Raw genomic sequence first — 22,548 nt, 5'->3', positions numbered from 1 at the left:
ATCGAAGATAACACAACTAAGCGATTTTTCACAATTAAAATTTATTAAAAATTATATTTATAGCACATTAAAAATATAAATGCAATTTTTTTTTATACAACTTAATTTATAGCCCCTGCTGGAAAAATCAGCATTTTTTTCGTTCCCCGGCTCCAACGAGAGAATGAGGTCATCCGCCCCCTCTCACGCTCAAAGATAAAACAGTCCTTGTCCGTATTGCTCAGATAGCGAAGCGGCATTCTGCTGATATGGCTGACCACCTTTGAAAGCGGAAAATTCTCAGGCTCGGGAAATTTCGCCAGATCATCATAATCAGAAATTCTGTCCTTATGAGCAAGGAAATATTCCAGAAATCCCTTTGCGATATCCTCGGACTTCCAGCTCATCCCCGGAAGATTCAGAACAGTCAGAAGCACAACCATTTTATAAGATTTGCTCGGACTCAGCCCCGTCTCAACATATTTCAGAAAAGCTTCCCCCGGGGTGTTCAGCAGCCGTGCTTCGGCCTCCGGGAGTTCCTCCTCGCACGCTGCCCTCGCCCTCAGCCAGCCCCCGAAATGCTTAATAAAAACATAAGGATCAGCACCATGCGTATTCGCAAGAAAATCCGTAAGCGTGGGAGATTTGTCTCCGAGATCATCCCTGATATCCAGATAAAGCGCCCTGAGACGCTCATCCGGCGACATCCTCCCCATAATGCGTTTAATCTCGTCATCCCATATCCTCCGAACCTCGGTATCCGCATCCAGAAAACAGCCTTCGGGAAGCAGATCGCCCATGTTTCTCCGGTGATTTGTTTTGTAAGACTTAAAAAACTGTTCCGCAGAAGTGCAGCCCGCCAACGCCATCGGAGCAACATGCGCCTTGCGGAAATTCCCCACAAAATCAATCACAATCAGATAATCCTTATCAGGAGCAAGCCTCAGCCCCCTGCCCAGTTGCTGAAGAAAAACAGTAAACGACTGCGTGGGCCGGAGAAGCAGAACATGGGTGAGATCAGGAATATCAGTCCCCTCATTGAAAATATCCACAGTGCAGATCACCTCAAGCGGGTCTTTCTCATCCCGGAGCTTCTGAATCGCCATGATCCGTTCAAGTTCAGGCGTATCCCCCACAAGAGCAACCGCCTCTGCCCCATGATCCCCGGTCAGTTTTTTTGCAGTATATCGGGCATGGACAACAGAACTGCAAAAAGCCAGCGCCTTAATCTTTCCCGATGACGGCAGGAATTTTTTCAAATTATGCGCCACAATGGCCGTGCGGGTGTCATTTGCAAGCGCCTGTGTCAGTTCCTCCTCATCATAATGCGTTCCCCGCCACGTCATCCGTTCATAATCCGTCTCGTCATAAACCGCATAATACTGAAACGGCACAAGCCAGCCCCGGTTCACCGCATCCAGCAGCCTCACCTCATAAGCCACATTATAATCACACAGACCAAGGACATCCCTCCCGTCCGTCCTTTCGGGCGTGGCAGTCAGCCCCAGGAAAAATTTCGGCTTAAAATATCCGAGAATCCGCTTATAGCTCGCCGCCTCGCTGTGATGGAACTCATCCACCACAACATAATCAAACTCATGCGGAGAAAATTTCTCAAGATGCGCTTTCCGGCTGAGGGTCTGAACCATGGCAAACACACTCGGACTCCCTCCCCGAACCGCATTACCGCCCCCGAGTATTACCCCGAAATCGTCATTATTCAGAACCTCCCGGAAACTCTGCATGGCCCTGTTCAGAATATTTTCACGATGAGCAATGAACAGCAGGCGTTTGCAGTCGCTCTGCTTAAAATCAAATGCGGCCAGATACGTCTTGCCCACGCCCGTGGCAGCAATCACAGAAGCCTTGTCAATCCCCTGATCCCGCATTTGCCCGAGGTTTTCCAAAGCCTCTTTCTGGGCATCATTCGGTTCCGGGGCAGTGCGGCCCCATGTGTCTGTTCTTTCAAAAATCTCCTGACGCACCGGTTTTGGAACCTGCCACCCTGCCCATCTTGTTTCATAAGCATTTAAAAACGCCTCGGTGATCTCGACAGATTCATTCTCCCAGTACCGTTCAAACTCGGCCAGGGCTGTTTCAAAAGGGGACTGCTTATCAAAAGGCAGATTCACCTCGCCATGAGAATAGTAATTCCATTCAATATTCCGGTTGAAGCCAGCTTCTGTGAAATTTGACGATCCGATGAGTAACGAGCCGGAACCGTTCCGCAGACGGAACAAATACGCTTTCAGATGAAAATCAGGCGGGGACTGGTCAAAAGGCACGTCCGGGGGATGAAACACCCTGAGATTTATTTCAGGGACAAATTGCGGAAGATGCGTAAAATATTCCGGGCGGACAGCATTCCCCATGGTTAACAGCAGCAGCCTGAGTTCGCCCCCGTTCTCTGTGAAGCGGATAAAATCGGATACCAGCAGGTTTGTTATCCCCGGTGAGTAAAACGCCGATGCGATCCATGCTTTTTCGCTTTGTGCAAGCTCGCTTTTAATCAGAGAAACCATCTTGTTTTTCTGAGCAGGGCTGAAAATCATGGCCGGATGATCCTGGAATTCGTATCTCTCCGAAGATGCTTTGCCCACATTTTCAAGAAAAATTTTTTCCGTGAACCCGCCTCTTTGCTCCGCTCTTTTCCGCCTTTTTGCAAGCAGGTCATTCAGATCAAACTCATGCAGTTCAAGGGCCGTGAGCATGATTTCAAGGACATCGGCGGATTCTTTGAGAATTTCCTGCCTGTCGTCATTTTTCCATTGGGAGTAAAGCTCATAAGCCTCCTCGAGAATTTTCTCTCCGACTGCGGTTTTGAACTCCTCCGCATCGAGAATTCTTGTGGAAGCTCCTTTCCCGTGTTTCCTGATGATTTCGGGAATTTTGTCACGGACAAGCTTGCGGTAAATTATGCTGAGATTCTTCCTGTCTTTTTTGGTCATGAATGTAGTACCGCTTATAATATCAGCTCGGGGCAGATATTGAGGGTATGAGAAACTCCACGAGACGCTTCAGATACATTACCGCGACCCGGTCGCTGTTCAGATCAGCTTTTCCATCAATTTATAAACATCTGTGCAGATATTGTCTTTATCCAACGGGATACAATTGTTCAGTTTCTTTGCCCTCTGAATAGCGTTTTTAATACTCTCTTTATTCTCAACCATATTTTTATATATAGGCTGTCTGCTTTTATAGTTATGTCCTAAATTGAGCGATTCTTTTCAGAAAAACTGGCTAAGAGTCCGGCAGCCGGGGCTTTTTGTATTTTACACTTTTCACCCGATGGGTGAAAACCCGGAAACCGCCGAAGCCCTTATACTACAAGCCGGGAATCATATTCAGGCCAAAGAATCGCTCAATTTAGGTATGTATCAAATTCCATAAGTTCTTACATTGTTTCGGTCTTTTTTTGACGGGAAACGACGTGACATACCTTTTGATCGTGCAAGCTCCCTGATGATTTATGCCATAGCTCCTCACATCATCATCCAAGTCAGCAAAATGCAACATCGCCCATATCTCAAAGCACGGATTGCTCAGAGCTGGGGCGTCTAAAAACAGCCTTTTTGGCTTAATTTTTTTAACTACAATTTGGACCTCTTCATGTAATCAATTATAGATTCATCTTGATAATATATAGTTTGATTGTTATTTTAACATATTTACCATACTATTATGTCAATATTAATAAAATTACGAGGATTATTATGAGTTCAAAGTCCAAATTGATAAAAAGCAGAGATAACTGGAAGAAAAAAGCGATTGAACGTGGCAAGAATGCACGTTATCATGAAAAAGAAAAGCGCCGTATTAAAAAAGAGCGTGATAAATACAAGAAAGATGCCGATGAAGCCAGAAAACAACTGGAAAAAGAACGTCAGAAAAATACTCAGCCTGTTCACAACAAAGAAGAACTTATCTATATTTGTTTGAAGCTTTTTATAGTTGCTCATATAAGTTTCCGAGCGGTACCGAGAGTTCTCAGAGTTCTTGCTGATTACTTGGGAATAACAAAAGTCCCATGTGTTCAGACAATTATTAACTGGGTCACCCGATTATCCGTAGCAAGACTCCGAAATGCCGTCCCGCTGCGCGGGGCTGAAATTAACAGCAATCCGTTTTCCAACGGCTTTGTTTATATAATAGATATCAGTATTGCCTTAGGAAAAGGTAAAATTCTTACTTTGCTGTCATTGAATGCTAACCATCATGATTTGAATGAAACCGCTCCTACTCTTAAAGATGTAAACTGCGTTGCTGTTTCAGTAGCAGTATCCTGGACTGGTGAGGCCATAGCTGATTTTTTGAAAAAAGTTATCGGTATCGGGGGAATGCCGGTAGCATATCTCAAAGACGGAGGAACAGACCTTGCCAAAGCTACCAGGCTTTTGGCGGAACAAGGCCTTCCCAGTGTCAGCATTGACGATATATCACACACTGTCGCTAATCTTTTAAAACATGAATATCAGAATCATCCGATGTTTGATATCTTTATCTCTGCGGTCGGTAAAGTTTCAAAAAAATTCAAACAGACTGTTCTTGCCTGTCTTGCACCTCCGAAGGTTTCAACAAAATCAAGATTTATGAACCTCCGCCGCCTGGTGAATTGGGCGGCTCAGTTGCTCAGACATTCTCCGAGAGGTCGTGCCCCAAAGGGATCCGTCCTTTCAAAGCTGCGAGCAGGCATTGATCAGATTCCGAGGTGCAGAAATTTTATAGAATGTTTTCTTCGCGACTCAGGTACTCTTTCAGAATGCCAGAAAATACTTAAAACTAAGGGGCTTAACCTGGAAACTTATGAAGAAAGTAAAAAGCTGCTTGAAGCCATTCCTCCGCGATCATCTGTGCGTACAGGTTTTACTAATTGGTTAGACAAACATATCATAATTGCCAAGGAGCTTAAATTAGAAAATATAGGAATGCCAATAACTTCTGATAATATAGAGTCTCTGTTCGCAGTTTCAAAGCAACATGGAACCGGAGAGATAAAAGACGCCAATCGCATAGCTCTGCGCATGCCCGCCATGTGTGGTGAACTGACCAGAGAAGATGCCCGAAGAGTCATGAATATCAGTCTCAGAGAGCAACAAGAATTTTCAGAGTCTTTATTTTCTTTAACCAAACAACGTCGTAAAATCCTGGCAAACCCTGGCAGTCTTGAAATACTCTCGGATAAAACAGCAGAAAATTCTGAGTTTATTCCGGAGTCCGAAAAACGAGCAAAAAAAATTATAAATATAAATATTTCAAGTAATTGTAAAAAAATAACCGGCCCCCTGACCGAGTTGGAAAATCGAGCTGAATCGCTCCCGGAAATTAAGATTTCAGAGGCGGCATGCGGATAAAGTTTTTTTAGGTCAGAGGGATGGTCCAAAAAGCAGTCAAGAAATCGGAGTGAATTTAGACGCCCCAGCTCAGAGCAAGATAATACAGAGGCTTCTCTTTGCATTTTTCTACCAATCTTAAAATCGCATCTTTCCGGTTCTCATAGTCATCCGTATCAATAACCAGCCATAATTCATCATATGCCTGGAGGTCGCGTACTTTTTCAAGTTCCTCACAAAACCGCTTTAATGTCTCATAAACATGATTGGGGTCAGAATGTGCGGAGCTTTCCTTATCTATGAACTCCACATGCAAATTCCTTTCATCAAACTCTTTTTTGTACTCTGCTTCAAACTCGGTAAAATAGTTAGGCTCGGTTCTGTCACCTTCTGCGGCAATCACAAAGAGCTGCCAATTGCCGTCTTTATCAGCAACGCGTCCTGCAATTTCCCGATGATTTGTATTTCTCTCTCTTGGCATCTCAGTCTTCCCATCCCAGTTCTTTTGTGTTTCTGATAAAAGGTATGGCTCCGAATCTTCCATTCAGATATCCTTTGATCAAATCCAAATCTTCCACATTCGTCTTCGCCAGAGAATAAGCATGAGATTGGCCGTGTCTGTCTTTTTCAATAAACCAGATTTCATCTTTTCTGAACAGATGTTTTATATCCAGCAAATGAACCTCATGAGTCGAGGCGATCAGTTGACCCTGAGAAGTTCCAAACATCGCATTGTTTAAGACAAGATCAAATAATCCTCTGACAAGCAGAGGATGCAGACTATTTTCAATTTCGTCCACGATAAAAACACTCTCTCCTCGCAAGGCCATGATCGTGGGAAGCAAATCAATAACGCGGCGGGTTCCGTCAGATTCCTCACTGATTTCAAAAAGCACCTCTTGCCCGTCCTTATCGCTTCTTATCGTTGTCAGCCTCAATACCCTCAATATTCCCTCCTCATCTTTTTTGAAGACATAATTGACACCCTGTCTGTCTGAAAAAATGCCTATTCCTTTTTTTTCATGGTCGTTTAAAAAGTCTTTTCTTATGCTTTCTTTGAGCTGCTTTGGTATTCCGTCAAAATTTTCGAAATCAATTTCTTCAATTTTGATATTCTTTATCCTGAAATCAAACCACTCTAAAATTCCTTTAAAAAATTTTTCCATATCCTCATTGGATTCTATAAAAAAGGGAAGGCTCAGAAGCTCGGTTCTGGGAAAAATGATGTTCAGAATATCATCGAACCATTCATAAACAGATTCCAAATATGTGATATTCCGCTCCTCACAATTCGTGAGGAAAAGCAGATTGTCTCTTGTGCCCTTTGCTTCGTATCTCAGCCTTTGTTTATCATCTTCAGATATATTTGAAAAGGCATCATGCTCAAAGTTAAAATCAATGTGATTTTCTTTTCTTTCAAATATCGCCACTTCAATCTCATGTCCGAATTCAAACAACCATTCCTCATGTACTTTTGATCTGTCGACAGAATAACCATAGGCATATTGTTTTCCCTTGTATCGGAACTCAAATTCAAATCTTGAAGGCCTTTTGAAATTGCCTTTGTCTAATCTGAAGGGTTCGACTCTGACAGCCTTTTTTTTTTCAATTCCTTCGACAATAAACTCTCTGGCAAATGCCATCGCTTTGATAAGATTTGATTTTCCTGAAGCGTTGGCACCGTAGATCACCGAACTTCTTAACAAGCTGATCTCATTTTCGGACTTCTTTTTCACCACATGGTGAGGATGTCTGCCCTCTTCCGAGGCAATCATATTGAAATCTGTTCGCTCGTTAAAAGACAAAAAGTTTTCCACTGTGAATCTTATCAGCATGATTTCTTATCTCCTTTTATTTCTACTTTGTCATATTATTTGGGGTTGTAAGAAATCTCAATACTTTAATTTTACATGGGGAAAATTATGAATACCGAATATCTCATACATGCCATAAAGATTTTTCTCATCTGTAACATCGAAACTGGAACTGTTCAAGAAAAAAGAGAAAACAGCGATGTATCCACCACAACTTTCATCTGACAGCCTCATCCAATAGTTCGTCAAGTGTTTTGCCATCCTTCTCAAAATCTTCCTCTGTGTATCCGTGACAATGATGCTTTTTCAGAAAAGCGTCCGTCTCCCAGCGGGACGTATGCCCGAGCATCTCCCCGATCTGAAACGCCGTGAACTCACGAGTACGATATTTCTGAATGGCCAATGCCTCTCCGAATTGCTGAGAGACATTTTCCGAATGCCTCTCCGATTGTCTTGCCATCCTATCCGGAATGATAACGGAATATTCCTCCATATCCTCCTCCGCTTTTCCATACATTACTTACTTGATAAGCTTATTCCCGTTGGCCCTGAATATATTCCAGCACTGTTTCCAATCTCATGGGCTGAGATTCCTGGATATGTTCCTCCTTTCCGAAATGTCTGTGATACGGAAAGGTGGAAACTCCCTGATGGTGCGGAGCGTTATCCCATCGGAGAATACAATTGCCGTGAACGTCCTGCCAGTGAAACGAATATTTTCTGGAACCCTCTGAAAAAAGATAGTCCCGGACAAACAGAAGCGTTTTGTCCCTCATTTCAATTGGGTGTGGCTACTTTAGGACGACGGAATATCAGGTGACAATATGCATTAAAAATTCAGGTTCTGCATATTTTTCATAATGATTTCTGCTAAATTCCTGTCTCTCATAAAATTTCCAATAATCCTCAAATTCTCCGCTGACTTTCAGAGAACGCAGTTTCAAAACGGCCTCGGCACCTTTCAGACCCCATCTGGCACCTGTGATGCCCATTCTGTCCTTCACAAGATATCGGCATGCGCCTTCTATGACTCCCGTGGCTATGGGATAGCCTTTCCTCAGGTATTCGTCATATCTCATATGGGATGCCAGAGTTGTAATATAACGGGCGCATTTGTCAACAGCCTTCCTCTCACTCTGATTCAGACCTCTGTTTGTTGCCGACCGTCTCATTCCGCCAGCGGTCAGACCCGGCTTTCCCCGAAGCACTCCTGCCAGTCGTTCTCTGACCCATTCCTCACGTTTTTCATACTCAGTGAAAAACGTGCCGCCTGCCTCCCACAAGTATTCCAACATATGGATAAAATCACAGATTATCGTTATTCCGACCCCATGCTTTTCCGCCTCACGGGACAGATATATGATCTGTTTCCTGTCCCCGTCAACCAATGCGACCCATTCCTTCTCTCTGTAAGGGTCTTTGCTCACCGCCTCGTCAAACATCTCGCTGACCACTGTTCCGAAGGAATGTTCCGCACTTGCCCATACCCTTTTTTCAAAAGGCTTCGGACGTTTTTTCCCTGTCCCGGCTGTTTTCCCGGACAATTCTCCGATAATATCTCCCGGGGACCTCACGAACCGATCTGTCAGGTAAACCGAGGCCACAGCGGCCATTCTTTTGGAATTCTTTTTCTCTCCCGGAGACAATCTTCGTTTCATATCATGCCGATTCGCTTTCGCCCTTTTCTCTGTCTCCTTCCTCAGCGACTCCTTTCTCATAGCTATGCCTTTGCCGTCCATGGTCAGAATCAGCAAAGGACAGTCATGCATATTTCGCATATCATATTCTTTCTGTTCATAAAAGTTGTGAAAATCACCTGACACGGACAACACAATTTTCTCAGCCTGACGTTTCGGTATCGTGATACCTGTCATCCTTCTGATACTTTTCATGCCCTCCTCAAAAGAGCCTCTGACCGCCTCTTCCGTAATAAGCTTCTGCAAGCAGAAAGAATAGGAGATTTTCGGCAGGTTCAGAAAACCGTCCTTCGGAAACAGACTGTCCGCACCACGGACAGAATATCCCATCCGTCTTATTCTGACTGCCCCGAACAATGTTTTTATCTCACGTTCTCTGATTCTTTTGTGGCTTCTCACAACTCCGTCCGAACCGACGACGGATTTTCCGATGTCACAGATTCCCCGGTCATCCACATGACCTTGCAGCAAAAGTCGCAACAGTTCCCGACCTTCACCGTTTATTGTCGATTCAACCTCACTCAGCATCATTTTACCTGCCTCACTGCTGCCAAGCAGTTCAGTCAACTGAAGAAATTTTTCTTCCGCACTTACAAATGCTTCTCTGACATATGACCTGAACATAGCGATTCCATGAGATACATAAAAAGTTATCTCAACGGAACATAGCAATGATATGCCTGCAAGTCAAGACAATATATTAGTATTATTCATATACTTCGTCGTCCCAAAGTAGCCACACCCATTTCAATTTTACAAACTAACTGATACGAACTCCCCGCTGATCTGAATTTCAGAATATCGTAACTTTCGATGATATCCGAATACTTCTGAATAATATCAAGAATCATTGTGTTTCAGAATTTCCTCCCAGTATTTCCGGCTCTCAACCGAAAATTTCCAGTTCATCCAGTCATTTTCCATCTCATAGCTGACCTCATGACTTCGGAAATAGCGGTCAAACTCTTCAAATTTCTTACCGTATTTTTTTTCAAAAAAATCAACTTCCATTGAATATTCGGACAATTGCTGGCTGGCTAAGATCACGGACATTTCATCCAGCAGATCTTTTTTTGAAATGTGAAGGGCGGAAAAAACTTTTTCCTGTAAATTTGAAAGCATGGTTTATTTATCCTCCGCAGTGATGGTTTTCCCTGTTTTCATATCCTCTTTTGCCTCACGGTAATCTTCGACAAATCCCGGTGTGCTGAGAGGCAGCCGGGTCTCCTCCTCCTCGGTTTCATGTAGTTCTTTCAGAAATTCCAAAGCGATTTTAAGCTTGTCAGGTGAGAGTTTTCCAATTGTATTTTGTATATCGTTTTTTATCTCAGCAAGTTCCATAAGATATCTCCTTAATTGTTTATTTTCAATCAAATTGAATCTCCGAATGACATCAGGATTCAATTACCCTATCCCATTCATCTTTTTCGGAATCTCAACCCAAATCGCATCATTCTTCACCGAAAGCGCAAAAGCCTTTTCACCTTTTTTCGGCAGGGGCTTCATACAATCCGCAAGCATTTTCAAGATATTCGTTTCACCAATATATTCAACTCGATAATCTTTCCCCGAATCCGAGCGTCTTATCATAGCCTTAAATTTCTGCTTGTTCAAGACCAATGTAATTTTTTTCTTTTCCCCTGAAGAAAGCGTTTTTCCGTTCAGAAATCTCTCCGCAAATATCCGGCCAAGCGCAAACCCGTCTTTTAAGACAGACCGCGTAAAATAAACAATCTGCCGCAGTCTCCGCCTCTGAAAATACCGCGCAATCAGAAATTCCGTCCGTTCCTGTACAAGCCCCTTAAAAAAATCATCATTCCAATATTCATGAAATTCAGGTTTAAGACTGAAAATCCCCTTATCCCGGTCAAAGATAAAACAGTCCTTATTCGTATTGCTGAGAAAGCGTAACGGCATATTTTTAATATGAGTCATCACTTTTGAAAGCCGGAATTTCTCAGGTTCCCCGGACTTCGCCAGATCGTCATAATCAGAAATTCGGTCTTTATTCACAAGAAAATAATCCAGGAAGCCCCTTGCAATATCCTCCACATTCCAAGCCATTCCCGGAAGATTCAGAACTGCCAAAAGGACAACCATCTTGTAAGATTTGCTCGGACTCAGCCCTGTTTCAAGATATTTCAGAAAAGATTCCCCCGGGGTATTCAGCAGGCGTTTTTCTGCCTCGGGCAAATCTTCCTCACACGCGGCCCGGGTTCTCAGCCATCCCCCGAAATGCTTAATGAAAACATACGGATCCGCATCATAAGTATTGGCAAGAAAATCTGTAAGCGTGGGGGATTTGTCTCCGAGATCATTTTTGATATCCAGATAAAGAGCTTTCAGCCGCTCATCCGGCGACATCCTCCCGATAATCCGCTTAATTTCATCATCCCATATCCGCCGAACCTCAATATCAGCATCCAGATAGCACCCTTCCGGAAGCAGCCCGCTTATCTTTTCCCCGGGATTGGCCTTGTACGCCTCAAAAAACTGCTCCGCAGACGTGCAGCCCGTCAGGGCCATGGGCGCGATATGGGCTTTGCGAAAATTCCCCACAAAATCAATGACAACCAGATAATCTTTATCCGGCGCAAGCCTCAGTCCCCTGCCCAGTTGCTGAAGAAAAACCGTAAACGACTGCGTGGGACGGAGAAGCAGCACATGGGTCAGATCAGGAAAAAGACAATAACAGAAGAATCGCCATGTCCCACACTTAAAAACGCTATTTTCACAGATTTCATACCGGTTATCCTTATCCATCAAGTTCTGCCAAAAGTTCTTCTTCATCCATATAACCATATCTGATTGGTTGAAAATTGCGGAGTTGAGACCAATCCGGGCGATGCCGTTGCTCAAACGGAATTTCCGCCTCAAATGCAACTTCGGTTCTGAGGGCCCAGCCCGGCATCTCCCGTGGTATCGGGATTTCAGCAGCATCTTCACCACAACCTCTGAACCAAACTTCGACTTTATTACGGCCTGCATCAATATCTTCAACAATTCCGGTAACAGTCCAGGTTTTATTGGGAAACAACTCTTTTTCTTTTTCAAAGATATCTTCGTCAAATCCTTTTCTGACAAACCCGGACGCTTTTAAACATCTCTTTTCCTCATCTGAAAGCCCGTAAGCGCTGTCTAAAATTTCATCAATCTGAATTATCCTTTTTTTATATTCGGCAGTATTCGGGTTACGCATTAACTTTCTGACCAGACGTTTCAAATCCTTTTTCTGAAGCTTGTCAAATTCAGGAACCGGGAGTTGCCTTAATTCATTCTTACGCAAATATTTCAACCGGATATGATCGTCAATCCACGCACTTGACACAGAATGATTTAATACGGCGGTAAGCTCTTCCAAGGTTACATTCTGTTTTAAATCAAATAGTAAAAATAAGTCATAGCTGGGAAAATAACCGACATCATCTATGGCTGCCGTGATACGCCAGCGGGTATTCGGATTCCTCCGGGCATTCATTATAATTTTTCTGTTCCTGGCATCAAAGATTTTTTCCAGGTCGGTTATCGGACGATATAATTTACCCGGCCAATTCACATAACGATTGGCAAAGGGCTTCTTTGTTCTCCTCTGATTCTCCCAGTCAATCAGAAAATGACGGATGGCTGACGGACCATTCAGCCATTTTTTCCATTCCCCGGGCGGGTCATCATGGCAAAACTGATCTTCTCTGCCTTTCCCCGGCGTTATTCCGTTTCTGATTTCCGCCATGTCTCCCAATTTCCGAAATTCGGAAATCCTGTCCCATAATCTGTTAAAAATATTGGGGATGATTTGAAAATCGGTCTGTATCCAATGATTCTGATCGGGAAACACATAAGAAAAACTGGCATGTCCGCGATTTAAAAACAGTGTCTTATCCTTATTCAGCACCCGTTTTATCCGCACAGGCAGACTCCCAGTTTTTTTTGTGTTCTTTCTTAAAAACAGAACGGTGGTTGCCGAACCGGATTCTCCAAACACTCCTTCCGGCAGTTGCCAGAGGTCAAGTATTTCACATTCATGCAAAATACGGTTGCGAACATTCCGGCAACTTGATTTTTGTAAAAATGTTTCCGGCAGGATAATTGCCATGAGCCCGTTGTCTCGAAGCAAATCAAGATTTTTCTCCACAAAGGGAACTGCCATTTCGATGCGGTTTTCTCCGCGGGCTTCCCGATAAGGCGGATTTGCCAAGATGACAAAAGGTCTGGCTGGAAAATCCTGCGAACCTGTTTTCAGGAAATCCTTCGTTTGAATATTCCATTTATTACCGGAAGGCAGACTTTCGTGAAGTAAGGAAAGACGGGCGATTTCCGTTGCAAAAAGATCCCTGTCCATTCCTAAGATATGGTCAGAAAGATACTGATGTTTCTCATTCTCGCTTTTACGCACAGGGAGAAGATCGTAAAGACGTTTATATCCGGCTGCCAGGAGACTGCCTGAACCGCATGCTCCGTCCAATAAAAACAAATCTTCCGGTCTGATATCTTCAAAAGGAAGATTGCCTGCTATCATCCGGGCCAATTTGGGCGGTGTCGCATAAATACCGAGTTTCTTTCTCAGTTTCTCATCCACAAAAGCATATTGATACAAATGATCCAACATTTCGGTAGTGAGATTCGTGAAGACACATCCGCCTGCTCGGATATCTTTTAACAGGTCTTCAAGAATTTTTTTATCCAAACGCTGAATATCCTCTGTTAAAAAATAATTCGGATAAAGGTGTTGAGCGGATTTCAGGATTTTCAGACCATTGACAGGTTTCAGATAACCTTTATCCTGAAGAACAGCGGCTGCCAGTAATTTGATACTTACTTTGCTGAGACTTTGAAATTGTGCTTTTTTTAACTTCATCCTGGCATTTTCAATTGCCGATTCAAAATTCGATTTCAGTCTCTTTTTTGTAGCATTGAAACTCCAGTCATAAAGCATTCCCATATCCAAATCAGCAAAAGAGAGCTGTCTTCCCTGTTCTTTGGCTTTCATTATGGAATCAGGCGCAAAATTGATACGATTTTCCGCAAAAAAATCATCCAGTTGGTCATAAGGGCGTTCAACCTTGTTCTCTCTGTCAGGTCCGCTTTCCCTTAATGGCCAGATCTCCACTTTGTCTGAATACGCCAGAATGGCATAAGGTATTGCCAGCATTATGAAATCACGGAGTATTTCAGAATTGCCGTTCTGTTGAAAATGGATACCGAGGCAAGCCGTTTCCATATCAAAATGTCGGCAGTTGCCGAAAGCAATCATGTCGGCAGTTGCTTTTCCATTGCTCCCTAAAAAGCTGAAATTCTTCTGAATCATTGCCTTTGTATATCCCAAGGAAATAACAGCTTTTATGATTCGTTCTTTTTTATAGGAAGATATCATCATGCTCTTTCTCCGCCCTCTCAAGCCATTTCAGAATATCAGGAAATGTGCTTCTTCTTTTCACCGAGTTTTCCCACATCATATCCGGCAAGGCATCTTCGCGTTCTGGTCATCGTTGCCAAATTCTGAACGAAACGCCTCTCAGACAAGCTTCTTCCACTTCTCAGGGTAAGCCTGCAACTCTTTCAGAAATTCCAAAGCGATTTCAAGCTTGTCATGAGAAAGTTTTCCAATTGTATTTTGTATATCGTTTTTTATCTCAATAAGTTCCATAAAATACCTCCTTAACTTTTGTCTTAAACCCAAATTGAAAGGTGGTTCAATTGTCCGAACCTCTCAGTGACAAGCGTCATGCTACTGATTTTTTTCTGATCCGCAATTTGTTTTAATTTGTCATATTGCTCGGAATTCAGCATCAGGGAAAGAATCCTGTTGTCCATGCCTTCAAAGACAGGTTCTTTCACCTCTGTAAGCTCCTCCTCAAAATCCGTAATATCATGACAGTCCCAAAACAGGTTCAATAATTTTAAATGCAACGCACCAGAATCGGATGGCTCTGACCATATTTTTGCCGACCCCCAGTTTTTCAATCGCATCGGGGCTGTCAAAAATATCAGATTCCCGGACACCGTCAAATCCCTTTTTGAGCCATCCGTATCTCGGACAGAAGGTTTCATGTCTGGCAAAAAAGCCGTTATTTGGTAATTCAGTGAATTCAGTCATAGCATAAACGATTTCAAAACCGATAATTTGATTCATTATCGGATAAATTTTTATATTAAAGTGTTAAATTCCCTGTCGGACAGGGGGGCAAGTTTTTTAATCACTGGCAATGAACGATTCGGACGGGGTTGCGGACTCCGTCCGGAAAACATATTGAATAACCTGACGTTATAACCGACTAACATCATAAATCAAGTAAAATCATATCAATCTTTTCAAAACATCCCCCTTGAAAGCGGAAACTTCTCAGACTCGGGAGATTTCGCCAGATCATCATCAGCAGAGATATCCTTGCAATATCCTCGGCATTCCAACTCGTACCCGGAAGATTCAGAACACTCAGAAGCACAAACCATCTTATAAGATTTGCTCGGACTCAGCCCTGTCTCAACATATTTCAAAAAAGATTCCCCCGGGGTGTCCGGCAGGCGTGTTTCCGGGGCAGTTCCTCCTCGCACAAGTGACCCGGGTAAAAAGCGGTCTGAGACAATCGTGAAAAGACCTTTTGTCCGAGCATACTCCGGAATTAATCAAACATGTCGAAATCTATGACCGTTTTCTGAGAAATCGCTATCAGTTTAACAGGTTGGAAATGTTGATAAATACCATTGCGCTTAAAGCTTCTCGTAACAGCCTGAAAATAAAAGTGACGACAAGTGATGATAAAAATGTCTAAGTACCTAACCATAAATTTTTAATATCTGCCCGGAGAAGAAACCCGGCTTTTTTTTTCCGGAATGATGCTTCTCCGACAAAGGAAAAACCCGGGTTTCTCTGCCGCTCGCAGAAAAAAACATGTATAAAAAATTTTTGATCACTCGATGTTCAAGTTTTTTTCTGTCATTCCTGCGAAAGCAGGAATGACAGGCTTTTTAGTCGAACCGGGTCAAAAAACTTGAACATCGAGTGATCAGGTACTTATATCCGTGAACCGTTCAGAAAATGTATGAGGGTAAGAACGTAAAAATAAAATACGATCTTCTGGATTCATCCAAGGAAATCCCTCATTTCAGGAGAGTTCAGATTCGAGGAGAAGAGAATTGTTCTCTCTGGCTGGACAAAGGTCTTAATATTTTCAGATTTGAAGACTTTGACAAACCTTTATTTCATACACTTGAAACCTATATTGTTGCAGAATATGATCTACAGCTTTTAAGAAGTTGTGTGCGAAAAACCGCTGCGCTCTGTTTTCGCACTCCGGATAATCTTTTTCTTAAAGCCTATAAGTAAGTACCCGATCAAAAGTTTTTTATACATTTTTTTCTGCGAACGGCGGAGAAACCCGGCTTTTTCCCTCAGGGGCAACGGATCATTCCGGAAAAAAAGCCGGGTTTCTTCCCCGGTCAAATATCGAAAACTTATGGTTAGGTACTTATGTGTCCCCCGAATTTCAAAAAAAAGAATTCATTACGTTTTTAAAATGTTCTCCACGCCAGACAGCACCCGGGCTGGTGTCAGCCGACGTTAAAATATCCTTATAAACAAATGGAAGAAAGTCCGAAATGCCAGGCATAACAACTCGAACTACGGGAAATTCCAGTACCGGATGGGTGAGATCCAAAACAATAAGATCGGTATCAAGATCACGGCATACCTTTTTGATTGCTTCGATTTCTGATAAAATATCTCCGTTTATACTGTCCCTGAGAGCAATGGTATCACCTTTTTCCAAAAAGGAAATATCTTTTTGAGAGACACAGCACTTGAACAGCAGATAAAAATTGGAGATGCGGGAACGATGGATGACTGGCCTGTCCATATCAGGACGGGAGGTCATCAGAGTGCTGCGGCCCTGCATGTATTCAGTCAGACAGCGACTGAGCGCTTCCTCCAAATTGAGAGAAACACCTGGTATGAGAATCTTATGCTCCAGTCTTCCAACCCGCAGATTGTGATTGATAAACAGCACACCGATGCTTGGAAATTGTCCGCCCATAGAGAAATCCTTTAGGATGATTTCAACATTTTCGTTTTCATAAAATGCGATCATGGACTTCAGGCGGTCATTTTTAAGTGTATTCATGTCAATGGTGGGGATGGTTTGCTCAGGCTTGATGATCTGAATTTGGGTGTGCCGTTCAAAGACTTCGCATGTAGCCTGAATAATGGCCTCCTCCAAAGTATTTCCGGCTGCCATGCCATTGGAAGCGTTAATGTAGGCAATAAAATTAATGGGAACCTTGACGGTTTTGTCCTGCATTATCGAATAGCCATCTACCCAGTGTCTGGCCAGCTGGCTGTTTTTGATTTCCTTGATATCCTCCGAAGTCAGGTGGGACTGGCTGCTTAACAGTGTTTCAACAGACAGGTATTCAGTTTTCAAGTTATCCTGGTGGCTGTTGACATAGCCATTCAGCCATTCATAGTTTAAAAAACGGTTGACTTCCCGACTGTAAAGGGCAGGCATGTTAAAGCGAACTTGTTCTTCAAATGCTTGGAAGAACAGCCCGCCGCTGAACCGCTCGGCCAGTTCTGCGTGGGCACTGGCCTTGGAAAGCAGAGGTGTCAGGCCCTTTCCCTGACATTCCATATTAATGGAATAGATACAAATGTTGGACCAATGAATCTGGTCTGAAAACTGAAAAGGCATATATTGAATATCATAGCCCAGCCGGTCAAATCCGGCGACGATATTACGGATAGTGTTTTCCGGTGTATCAGTTTTTCCAAATTCGTTGCGGATATAATTTTTAAAATTCATATATTATTCCCTATAATTATAACGGATTGATATATAGCCAATGCAAGACTCCGAAAATCTGACAGGGTTAGGCTTTTTTTACTCGAAAACTGTTTTCCAATTTTCGATTCCCCTGTCTTTGTTTTCAGATTTCAGATGAATTAGGGGGGAATACTGGGGTGATGAAAATGTTTCCAAGGCTTTGAAAAAACTGATCCCATTTTTGTTCCTCGCATTTTTTTACTTCCTGATTTTTAATGATAAAAAATTGCGGAATAAAAATGGGATCGCAATTATCAGCTCGGTTTGTGACATTTTCATCACCCCAGGGGAATACTAATAATCAGATATAGTTTTTATGTCACGTTCATCAAACACTTCTCTAATGAAGGTAAGACATTTTGAAAACCTCTCCACCCGTATAAAACAGTTCAGCTTAGAAATCCATAAATATCTTTTTGTCGGCTTTGATATAGTGATGAAGAGGAGTTAATCCAACAAGAGGCTCTGGTGCAAATGGAAACATTATTTTTTTTGTTTTTTAAATTCATTTTGAATTTGATCAGGAATATTCGGCATTCTGGCTTTATTAATAACCATTCGGTATAAATAAATGCCAATTTCCTCTAATTTTTGTTTAATCCTATCCGCTTCTGAAAAAGAGCTGATTATAACGGATTTTGGGAAGGCCCCGATAAAACAGCGGAACATACGGAAAAAACGTATATTCCGGATTCTTCGAAAGGCCCCTCAGACAGGCCCGGGGGGGAAATGGGAACAGCCCGGACCGATCGTTGAGCTTGTCGAAACAGTAGCCGCTTCCCTTCGACAAGCTCAGGGGGCGGACCGACCTCCCCAAAATCCTTTATCATCAGTATAATTCTTATAAAATCTGATGAAATTAACTAAATTTTTTTTATTTGTCAAGGTCAGACAAAACTTTTTTTCAGGATATGTCTCTCAATAAAGATGTCAAAAACAGTATCTGTCTCCTTTAACTTCCCGGGCCGCATTTGGAATTATTTTTCAAACACGCTTCAAGGGAACTCGAAATAAACATACCCGAATACAAAAAACGTAGGGTGGGTGGAGCGAAGCGGAACCCACCGCTTTTCTCGAAATAAACATACCCGGATACAAAAAACGTAGGATGGGTGGAGCGAAGCGGAACCCACCGCTTTTCTCGAAATAAACATACCCGGATACAAAAAACGTAGGATGGGTGGAGCGAAGCGGAACCCACCGCTTTTCTCGAAATAAACATACCCGGATACAAAAAACGTAGGGTGGGTGGAGCGAAGCGGAACCCACCGCTTTTCTCGAAATAAACATACCCGGATACAAAAAACGTAGGGTGGGTGGAGCGAAGCGGAACCCACCGCTTTTCTCGAAATAAACATACCCGGATACAAAAAACGTAGGGTGGGTGGAGCGAAGCGGAACCCACCGCTTTTCTCGAAATAAACATACCCGGATACAAAAAACATAGGGTGGGTGGAGCGAAGCGGAACCCACCCTATGTTCCGGGTATTTTATTTTTGGGGAAATTCCTAAAAGTTTTTCAGTGTTGGAAGGACAGCCGATAGGCAGAGCATTTGTGATATGTTAGTGTCAGTAGATCGAAAATTTTTGGATATTCGAATTTTTTTCGAGCCGATGAAAACTGTAAAGTTTTATTCTATTAATGATTTCATATTGTTAATAAATAAAATCCCTGTAGTTTCACAGGCAGAATGAAACGTTTTCGATCTAATGACGGTTGCTTATTATTTTTTTATAGGGTATATATTAATTAATCTGTCGGGAAATTTTTATAACCCATTGTTTTTATTAGGCTCGACGATTTCCGACTCAAAAATTTAATCCCTCTGATTTCAACAGGTTAAAATTTTTATCGTCCCTAATTATCAAAACCTGTCCGAACCATTATTAATAAAAAAGAATACACTTTTGCCTAAAATTGACAAAACATAAGGATAGGGTTCTGCCAATCCCCCCTGCTTTGCAGAGCCTGTTCCCAAGAGGAGGAAAATAACAAGTTTCTGGTATTTTTCAAAGCAGACTAAAGACTGCGGCTCATGGCTTTGAGACGCTGATTTATTAGTGACCGAAAAAATTAATTTTTTCCCCGGAGATCTGTTCATGGAAAAAGCAGAAGACATCCAAAGGCAAATCCGAGAACTGTTTGTGTCCCAAAATCTTGCAGTTCTCGCCACCCACAACGAAGAACAACCCTATGCGAACCTGGTGGCGTTTGTCACCACGGACGACCTGAAATATCTTTACTTTGTCACCCCTAGGGCCACACGCAAATTTGCCAATCTGAGTGCGGATTCCCGGGTGGCACTTCTCATCAACAACAGCACCAATCAGAACACCGACTTTCACCAGGCCATTGCAGTGACAGCCGTGGGCAAGGCTGAGGAAATCACCGGAGATGACCGGACCCGTGTCCTGCCTCTTTATCTGGCAAAACATCCCCACTTGGAAGAATTTGCCAAATCCCCCACCTGTGCGCTGGTACGGGTGACCGCGGCTTCCTATTATCTTGTCAAAAATTTTCAAAATGTTATGGAGTTTCATTTCACACAATGAACTGGATTCTGAACATATCTGAAATCACCTCTGGCGACCGGGACCGGGTCGGAGGCAAAGGCTATGCCCTGGCGCAACTGGCCGGAAACGGATTCACGATTCCGGAAACCCTTTGCCTGACCGTGGATGCGTATGATCAGTTCGTGCTGCGCACGGGCCTTCGCGAACGCGTCCTGATTGAACTGAACCGAAAGAATTTCAAAGAAATGCGATGGGAGGAAATTTGGGATTGTGCCACGCGGATTCGCAATATGTTTCTGCGAACCCCCATGCCGGAAGAGATCGGGACGAGGCTCCGGCAGGAGATTGCAAACCGATTTAAAGACAAGCGGGTTGTGGTGCGTTCCTCAGCCCCGGAAGAAGATGATGCACATGCGTCGTTTGCGGGATTGCACGAGTCTTATCTGAATATTCAGGGCACGGATGCCATTTTAGCGCATATTCGCAAGGTCTGGGCCTCGCTCTGGTCTGACGCGGCCCTGCTGTACCGTCAGGAAATCGGGCTGGATGCGGAAAAAAGCGCCATGGCGGTGGTTATCCAGGAAATTATCGTGGGAGACCGCTCCGGTGTGGCTTTTTCCAAAAATCCCAACCATCCGTCCCAGGCCGTGATCGAATCGGTTTACGGTCTGAATCAGGGCCTGGTGGACGGCCTGGTGGAGCCGGATCGCTGGATATTAGATCGGGAGCGAAAGACTGTTCTCACGCATACGCCCGCGCAGCGTCAGCAACAAATGATCCCCCATGGTGACGGAGTTGTGATGAGTCCCCTGCCTCCTGAACTGTCAACGGTTCCGCCCCTGAACCCGGATGAAGTCCTGGGGGTCTTCAATGTGTCGCTCCGGGCGGAAAATTTTTTTAAACTGCCCCAGGATACAGAATGGACTTATAAAGACAACACGCTTTTATTGCTTCAGTCCCGCCCCATTACGAGCAGTGGCGGAGAGACTCCCGGAGACAACCGAAGCTGGTATCTGAGCCTGCATCGCAGTTTTGAAAACCTGAAGGCCCTGCGTAAAAAGATCGAACATGAGCTGATTCCCAAAATGATTGAAACGGCCCGGACAATGGCAGAGACTGATCCGGATACGCTGTCAGATCAGGAACTCGCACAGGAGATCAGACGGCGATGGGAGATGAATCAAAACTGGGTCAATGTTTACTGGGAGGATTTTATTCCCTTTGCTCACGGGGTGCGATTGTTCGGGCAGGTATATAATGACGTGATGCAGCCCAAAGATGCCTATGAATTTGTTGATTTGCTGACCCAGACTGAAATGGCGAGTCTGGAGCGAAATCAGATTCTGGCGGAACTGGCGGAACAGATTCGTCATGATCCGCAGCTTGCCGCGCAGCTGAGACAGGGAGACGCTGGCCGGATAAAACCCGCGTTTCTGGCTGAGGTGGAAAGCTTTATCCAGAAATTCGGCGATCTCTCCTGTTCCATGACCGGCGGAACCCAGTGTGTTGAAGATGCGATGCCCCTTTTCAATATTCTTCTTGAAATGGCCGCGCATCCTGTTCCGGGTGAACGCAAACGAAAATCAGACAGCGCTTCTGACCTTAAAGAGCGGTTTCTGAGTCATTTCCAGGGGCAGGAGAGGGACTGGGCTGGCGAATTGCTCGATCTGGCCCGTTCAAGTTATCGTCTCAGGGATGATGACAATATTTATCTGGGACGGATTGAGGCCCAGGTTCTGATATGTGTTCAGGTTGCAAAAGAGCGAATAAACGCATCTTCACAATCCGGAGAAACACAATCTGTGTCAGAAGAACTGAAAACAGTTCTGGATGATCTGGAACACCGCGCCGAGCCGATGAATCCTTATCAGAAACAAAGCGGACAGTCTTTTGAAATAAAACCCCGGCAGCTGGTGGGACAGCCCGCGGGTCCGGGGCTGTGCAGAGGCAAGGCCCGGGTGATTCAGCAGCATTCCGAGCTTGCGGAATTTAAGGCCGGAGAAGTGCTGGTGTGCGACGCGGTGGATCCCAACATGACCTTTGTTGTGCCGCTGGCCTCGGGCGTGGTTGAACGCAGAGGCGGTATGCTGATTCATGGGGCCATCATTGCCAGGGAATATGGTCTGCCCTGCGTGACCGGGATCGCCAATGCCACCAGCTTCATCCGAACCGGCGACGAGGTCACAGTAGATGGGTTCCTGGGGATTGTCACGGTGGGAGCCGGAGACATTTAATTCCTGTTACTCGATAATCAAGTTTTTTTTGCCATTCCTGCGAAAGCAGGAATCCACTGCCTCCGAATTCGTAAAATCTCCGGAAAGCGGATTCCTATTTTCACAGAAAGGCAGACTGTCCGACCGGATCGGATCAAAAATTCTGATTATAACGGATTTAG

Annotated in this window: 20 protein-coding genes; 5 read left to right on the top strand and 15 right to left on the bottom strand. The window is 43.9% G+C overall.

Features of this window, described 5'->3' with window-relative positions:
- Positions 1-101: 101 nt before the first annotated feature.
- Complete coding sequence (locus dnm_RS17455) at positions 102-2,927, bottom strand: DEAD/DEAH box helicase family protein (RefSeq protein WP_207678196.1); 2,826 nt, start codon at positions 2,925-2,927, stop codon at positions 102-104.
- Positions 2,928-3,695: 768 nt separating this feature from the next.
- Here dnm_RS17455 and dnm_RS17450 point away from each other — a divergent pair.
- A complete protein-coding gene (locus dnm_RS17450) occupies positions 3,696-5,333 on the top strand; it encodes a hypothetical protein (protein ID WP_207678195.1) in 1,638 nt (545 codons plus the stop codon).
- A 55-nt stretch (positions 5,334-5,388) separates the two neighbouring features.
- Here the strand turns inward: dnm_RS17450 and dnm_RS17445 are convergent, their stop codons facing one another.
- From dnm_RS17445 to dnm_RS17390, 13 genes are all read right to left on the bottom strand, one after another.
- The gene (locus dnm_RS17445; protein WP_207678194.1) at positions 5,389-5,793 is read right to left on the bottom strand and encodes an RloB family protein; all 405 of its coding nucleotides are present in this window, start codon (positions 5,791-5,793) and stop codon (positions 5,389-5,391) included.
- 1 nt (position 5,794) lies between these two features.
- Positions 5,795-7,147, bottom strand: coding sequence for an AAA family ATPase (locus dnm_RS17440; RefSeq protein ID WP_207678193.1), 1,353 nt, complete (start codon positions 7,145-7,147; stop codon positions 5,795-5,797).
- A gap of 196 nt (positions 7,148-7,343) precedes the next feature.
- Entirely contained in the window at positions 7,344-7,619 is a 276-nt protein-coding gene (locus dnm_RS17435; RefSeq protein ID WP_207678192.1) for a UPF0175 family protein, read from the bottom strand.
- A 40-nt stretch (positions 7,620-7,659) separates the two neighbouring features.
- Positions 7,660-7,902: a toxin-antitoxin system TumE family protein gene (locus dnm_RS17430; protein WP_207678191.1), complete on the bottom strand. Its 243-nt coding sequence runs from the start codon at positions 7,900-7,902 to the stop codon at positions 7,660-7,662.
- A gap of 36 nt (positions 7,903-7,938) precedes the next feature.
- A complete protein-coding gene (locus tag dnm_RS17425; RefSeq protein ID WP_207678190.1) occupies positions 7,939-9,447 on the bottom strand; it encodes an ISKra4 family transposase in 1,509 nt (502 codons plus the stop codon).
- A gap of 216 nt (positions 9,448-9,663) precedes the next feature.
- Positions 9,664-9,945 (bottom strand): hypothetical protein, encoded by a 282-nt coding sequence (locus dnm_RS17420; protein ID WP_207678189.1) that lies wholly within the window; start codon positions 9,943-9,945, stop codon positions 9,664-9,666.
- Between the two features lie 3 nt (positions 9,946-9,948).
- Positions 9,949-10,164, bottom strand: a complete 216-nt coding sequence (locus tag dnm_RS17415) for a hypothetical protein (protein WP_207678188.1) — start codon at positions 10,162-10,164, stop codon at positions 9,949-9,951.
- Positions 10,165-10,227: 63 nt separating this feature from the next.
- A complete protein-coding gene (locus dnm_RS17410; protein ID WP_207678187.1) occupies positions 10,228-11,586 on the bottom strand; it encodes a P-loop NTPase family protein in 1,359 nt (452 codons plus the stop codon).
- Positions 11,579-14,197 (bottom strand): HsdM family class I SAM-dependent methyltransferase, encoded by a 2,619-nt coding sequence (locus dnm_RS17405; RefSeq protein ID WP_207678186.1) that lies wholly within the window; start codon positions 14,195-14,197, stop codon positions 11,579-11,581. Before dnm_RS17405 ends, dnm_RS17410 begins: the two co-directional genes overlap by 8 nt.
- A gap of 138 nt (positions 14,198-14,335) precedes the next feature.
- Positions 14,336-14,467, bottom strand: coding sequence for a hypothetical protein (locus dnm_RS31325; protein WP_276571809.1), 132 nt, complete (start codon positions 14,465-14,467; stop codon positions 14,336-14,338).
- Between the two features lie 23 nt (positions 14,468-14,490).
- Positions 14,491-14,658 (bottom strand): hypothetical protein, encoded by a 168-nt coding sequence (locus dnm_RS17400; protein WP_207678185.1) that lies wholly within the window; start codon positions 14,656-14,658, stop codon positions 14,491-14,493.
- A 31-nt stretch (positions 14,659-14,689) separates the two neighbouring features.
- On the bottom strand, positions 14,690-14,953 hold the full coding sequence (locus tag dnm_RS17395; protein WP_207678184.1) for a DUF4007 family protein: 264 nt from the start codon (positions 14,951-14,953) through the stop codon (positions 14,690-14,692).
- A gap of 179 nt (positions 14,954-15,132) precedes the next feature.
- Positions 15,133-15,318 (bottom strand): hypothetical protein, encoded by a 186-nt coding sequence (locus dnm_RS17390; protein ID WP_207678183.1) that lies wholly within the window; start codon positions 15,316-15,318, stop codon positions 15,133-15,135.
- 104 nt (positions 15,319-15,422) lie between these two features.
- Here dnm_RS17390 and dnm_RS17385 point away from each other — a divergent pair, with 104 nt between their 5' ends.
- Together dnm_RS17385 and dnm_RS17380 are read left to right on the top strand one after the other, a co-directional pair.
- Positions 15,423-15,593, top strand: a complete 171-nt coding sequence (locus tag dnm_RS17385; RefSeq protein WP_207678182.1) for a hypothetical protein — start codon at positions 15,423-15,425, stop codon at positions 15,591-15,593.
- A gap of 266 nt (positions 15,594-15,859) precedes the next feature.
- Positions 15,860-16,147: a hypothetical protein gene (locus dnm_RS17380; RefSeq protein WP_207678181.1), complete on the top strand. Its 288-nt coding sequence runs from the start codon at positions 15,860-15,862 to the stop codon at positions 16,145-16,147.
- Between the two features lie 160 nt (positions 16,148-16,307).
- Here the strand turns inward: dnm_RS17380 and dnm_RS17375 are convergent, their stop codons facing one another.
- Positions 16,308-17,618, bottom strand: a complete 1,311-nt coding sequence (locus dnm_RS17375) for a YcaO-like family protein (RefSeq protein WP_207678180.1) — start codon at positions 17,616-17,618, stop codon at positions 16,308-16,310.
- Positions 17,619-19,739: 2,121 nt separating this feature from the next.
- On the opposite strand from dnm_RS17375, the gene dnm_RS17370 reads away from it, so the two are divergent.
- Together dnm_RS17370 and dnm_RS17365 are read left to right on the top strand one after the other, a co-directional pair.
- Positions 19,740-20,192: a pyridoxamine 5'-phosphate oxidase family protein gene (locus dnm_RS17370; RefSeq protein WP_207678179.1), complete on the top strand. Its 453-nt coding sequence runs from the start codon at positions 19,740-19,742 to the stop codon at positions 20,190-20,192.
- Positions 20,189-22,387, top strand: a complete 2,199-nt coding sequence (locus tag dnm_RS17365) for a PEP/pyruvate-binding domain-containing protein (protein ID WP_207678178.1) — start codon at positions 20,189-20,191, stop codon at positions 22,385-22,387. The genes dnm_RS17370 and dnm_RS17365 overlap by 4 nt, the downstream gene beginning before the upstream one ends.
- Positions 22,388-22,548: the final 161 nt, after the last annotated feature.

Source organism: Desulfonema magnum (assembly GCF_017377395.1).
In the GTDB taxonomy this organism is placed as follows: domain Bacteria; phylum Desulfobacterota; class Desulfobacteria; order Desulfobacterales; family 4be13; genus Desulfonema_C; species Desulfonema_C magnum.
The sequence above is the reverse complement of the archived record's forward strand: the minus strand, read 5'-3'. Positions and strand labels throughout refer to the sequence as shown.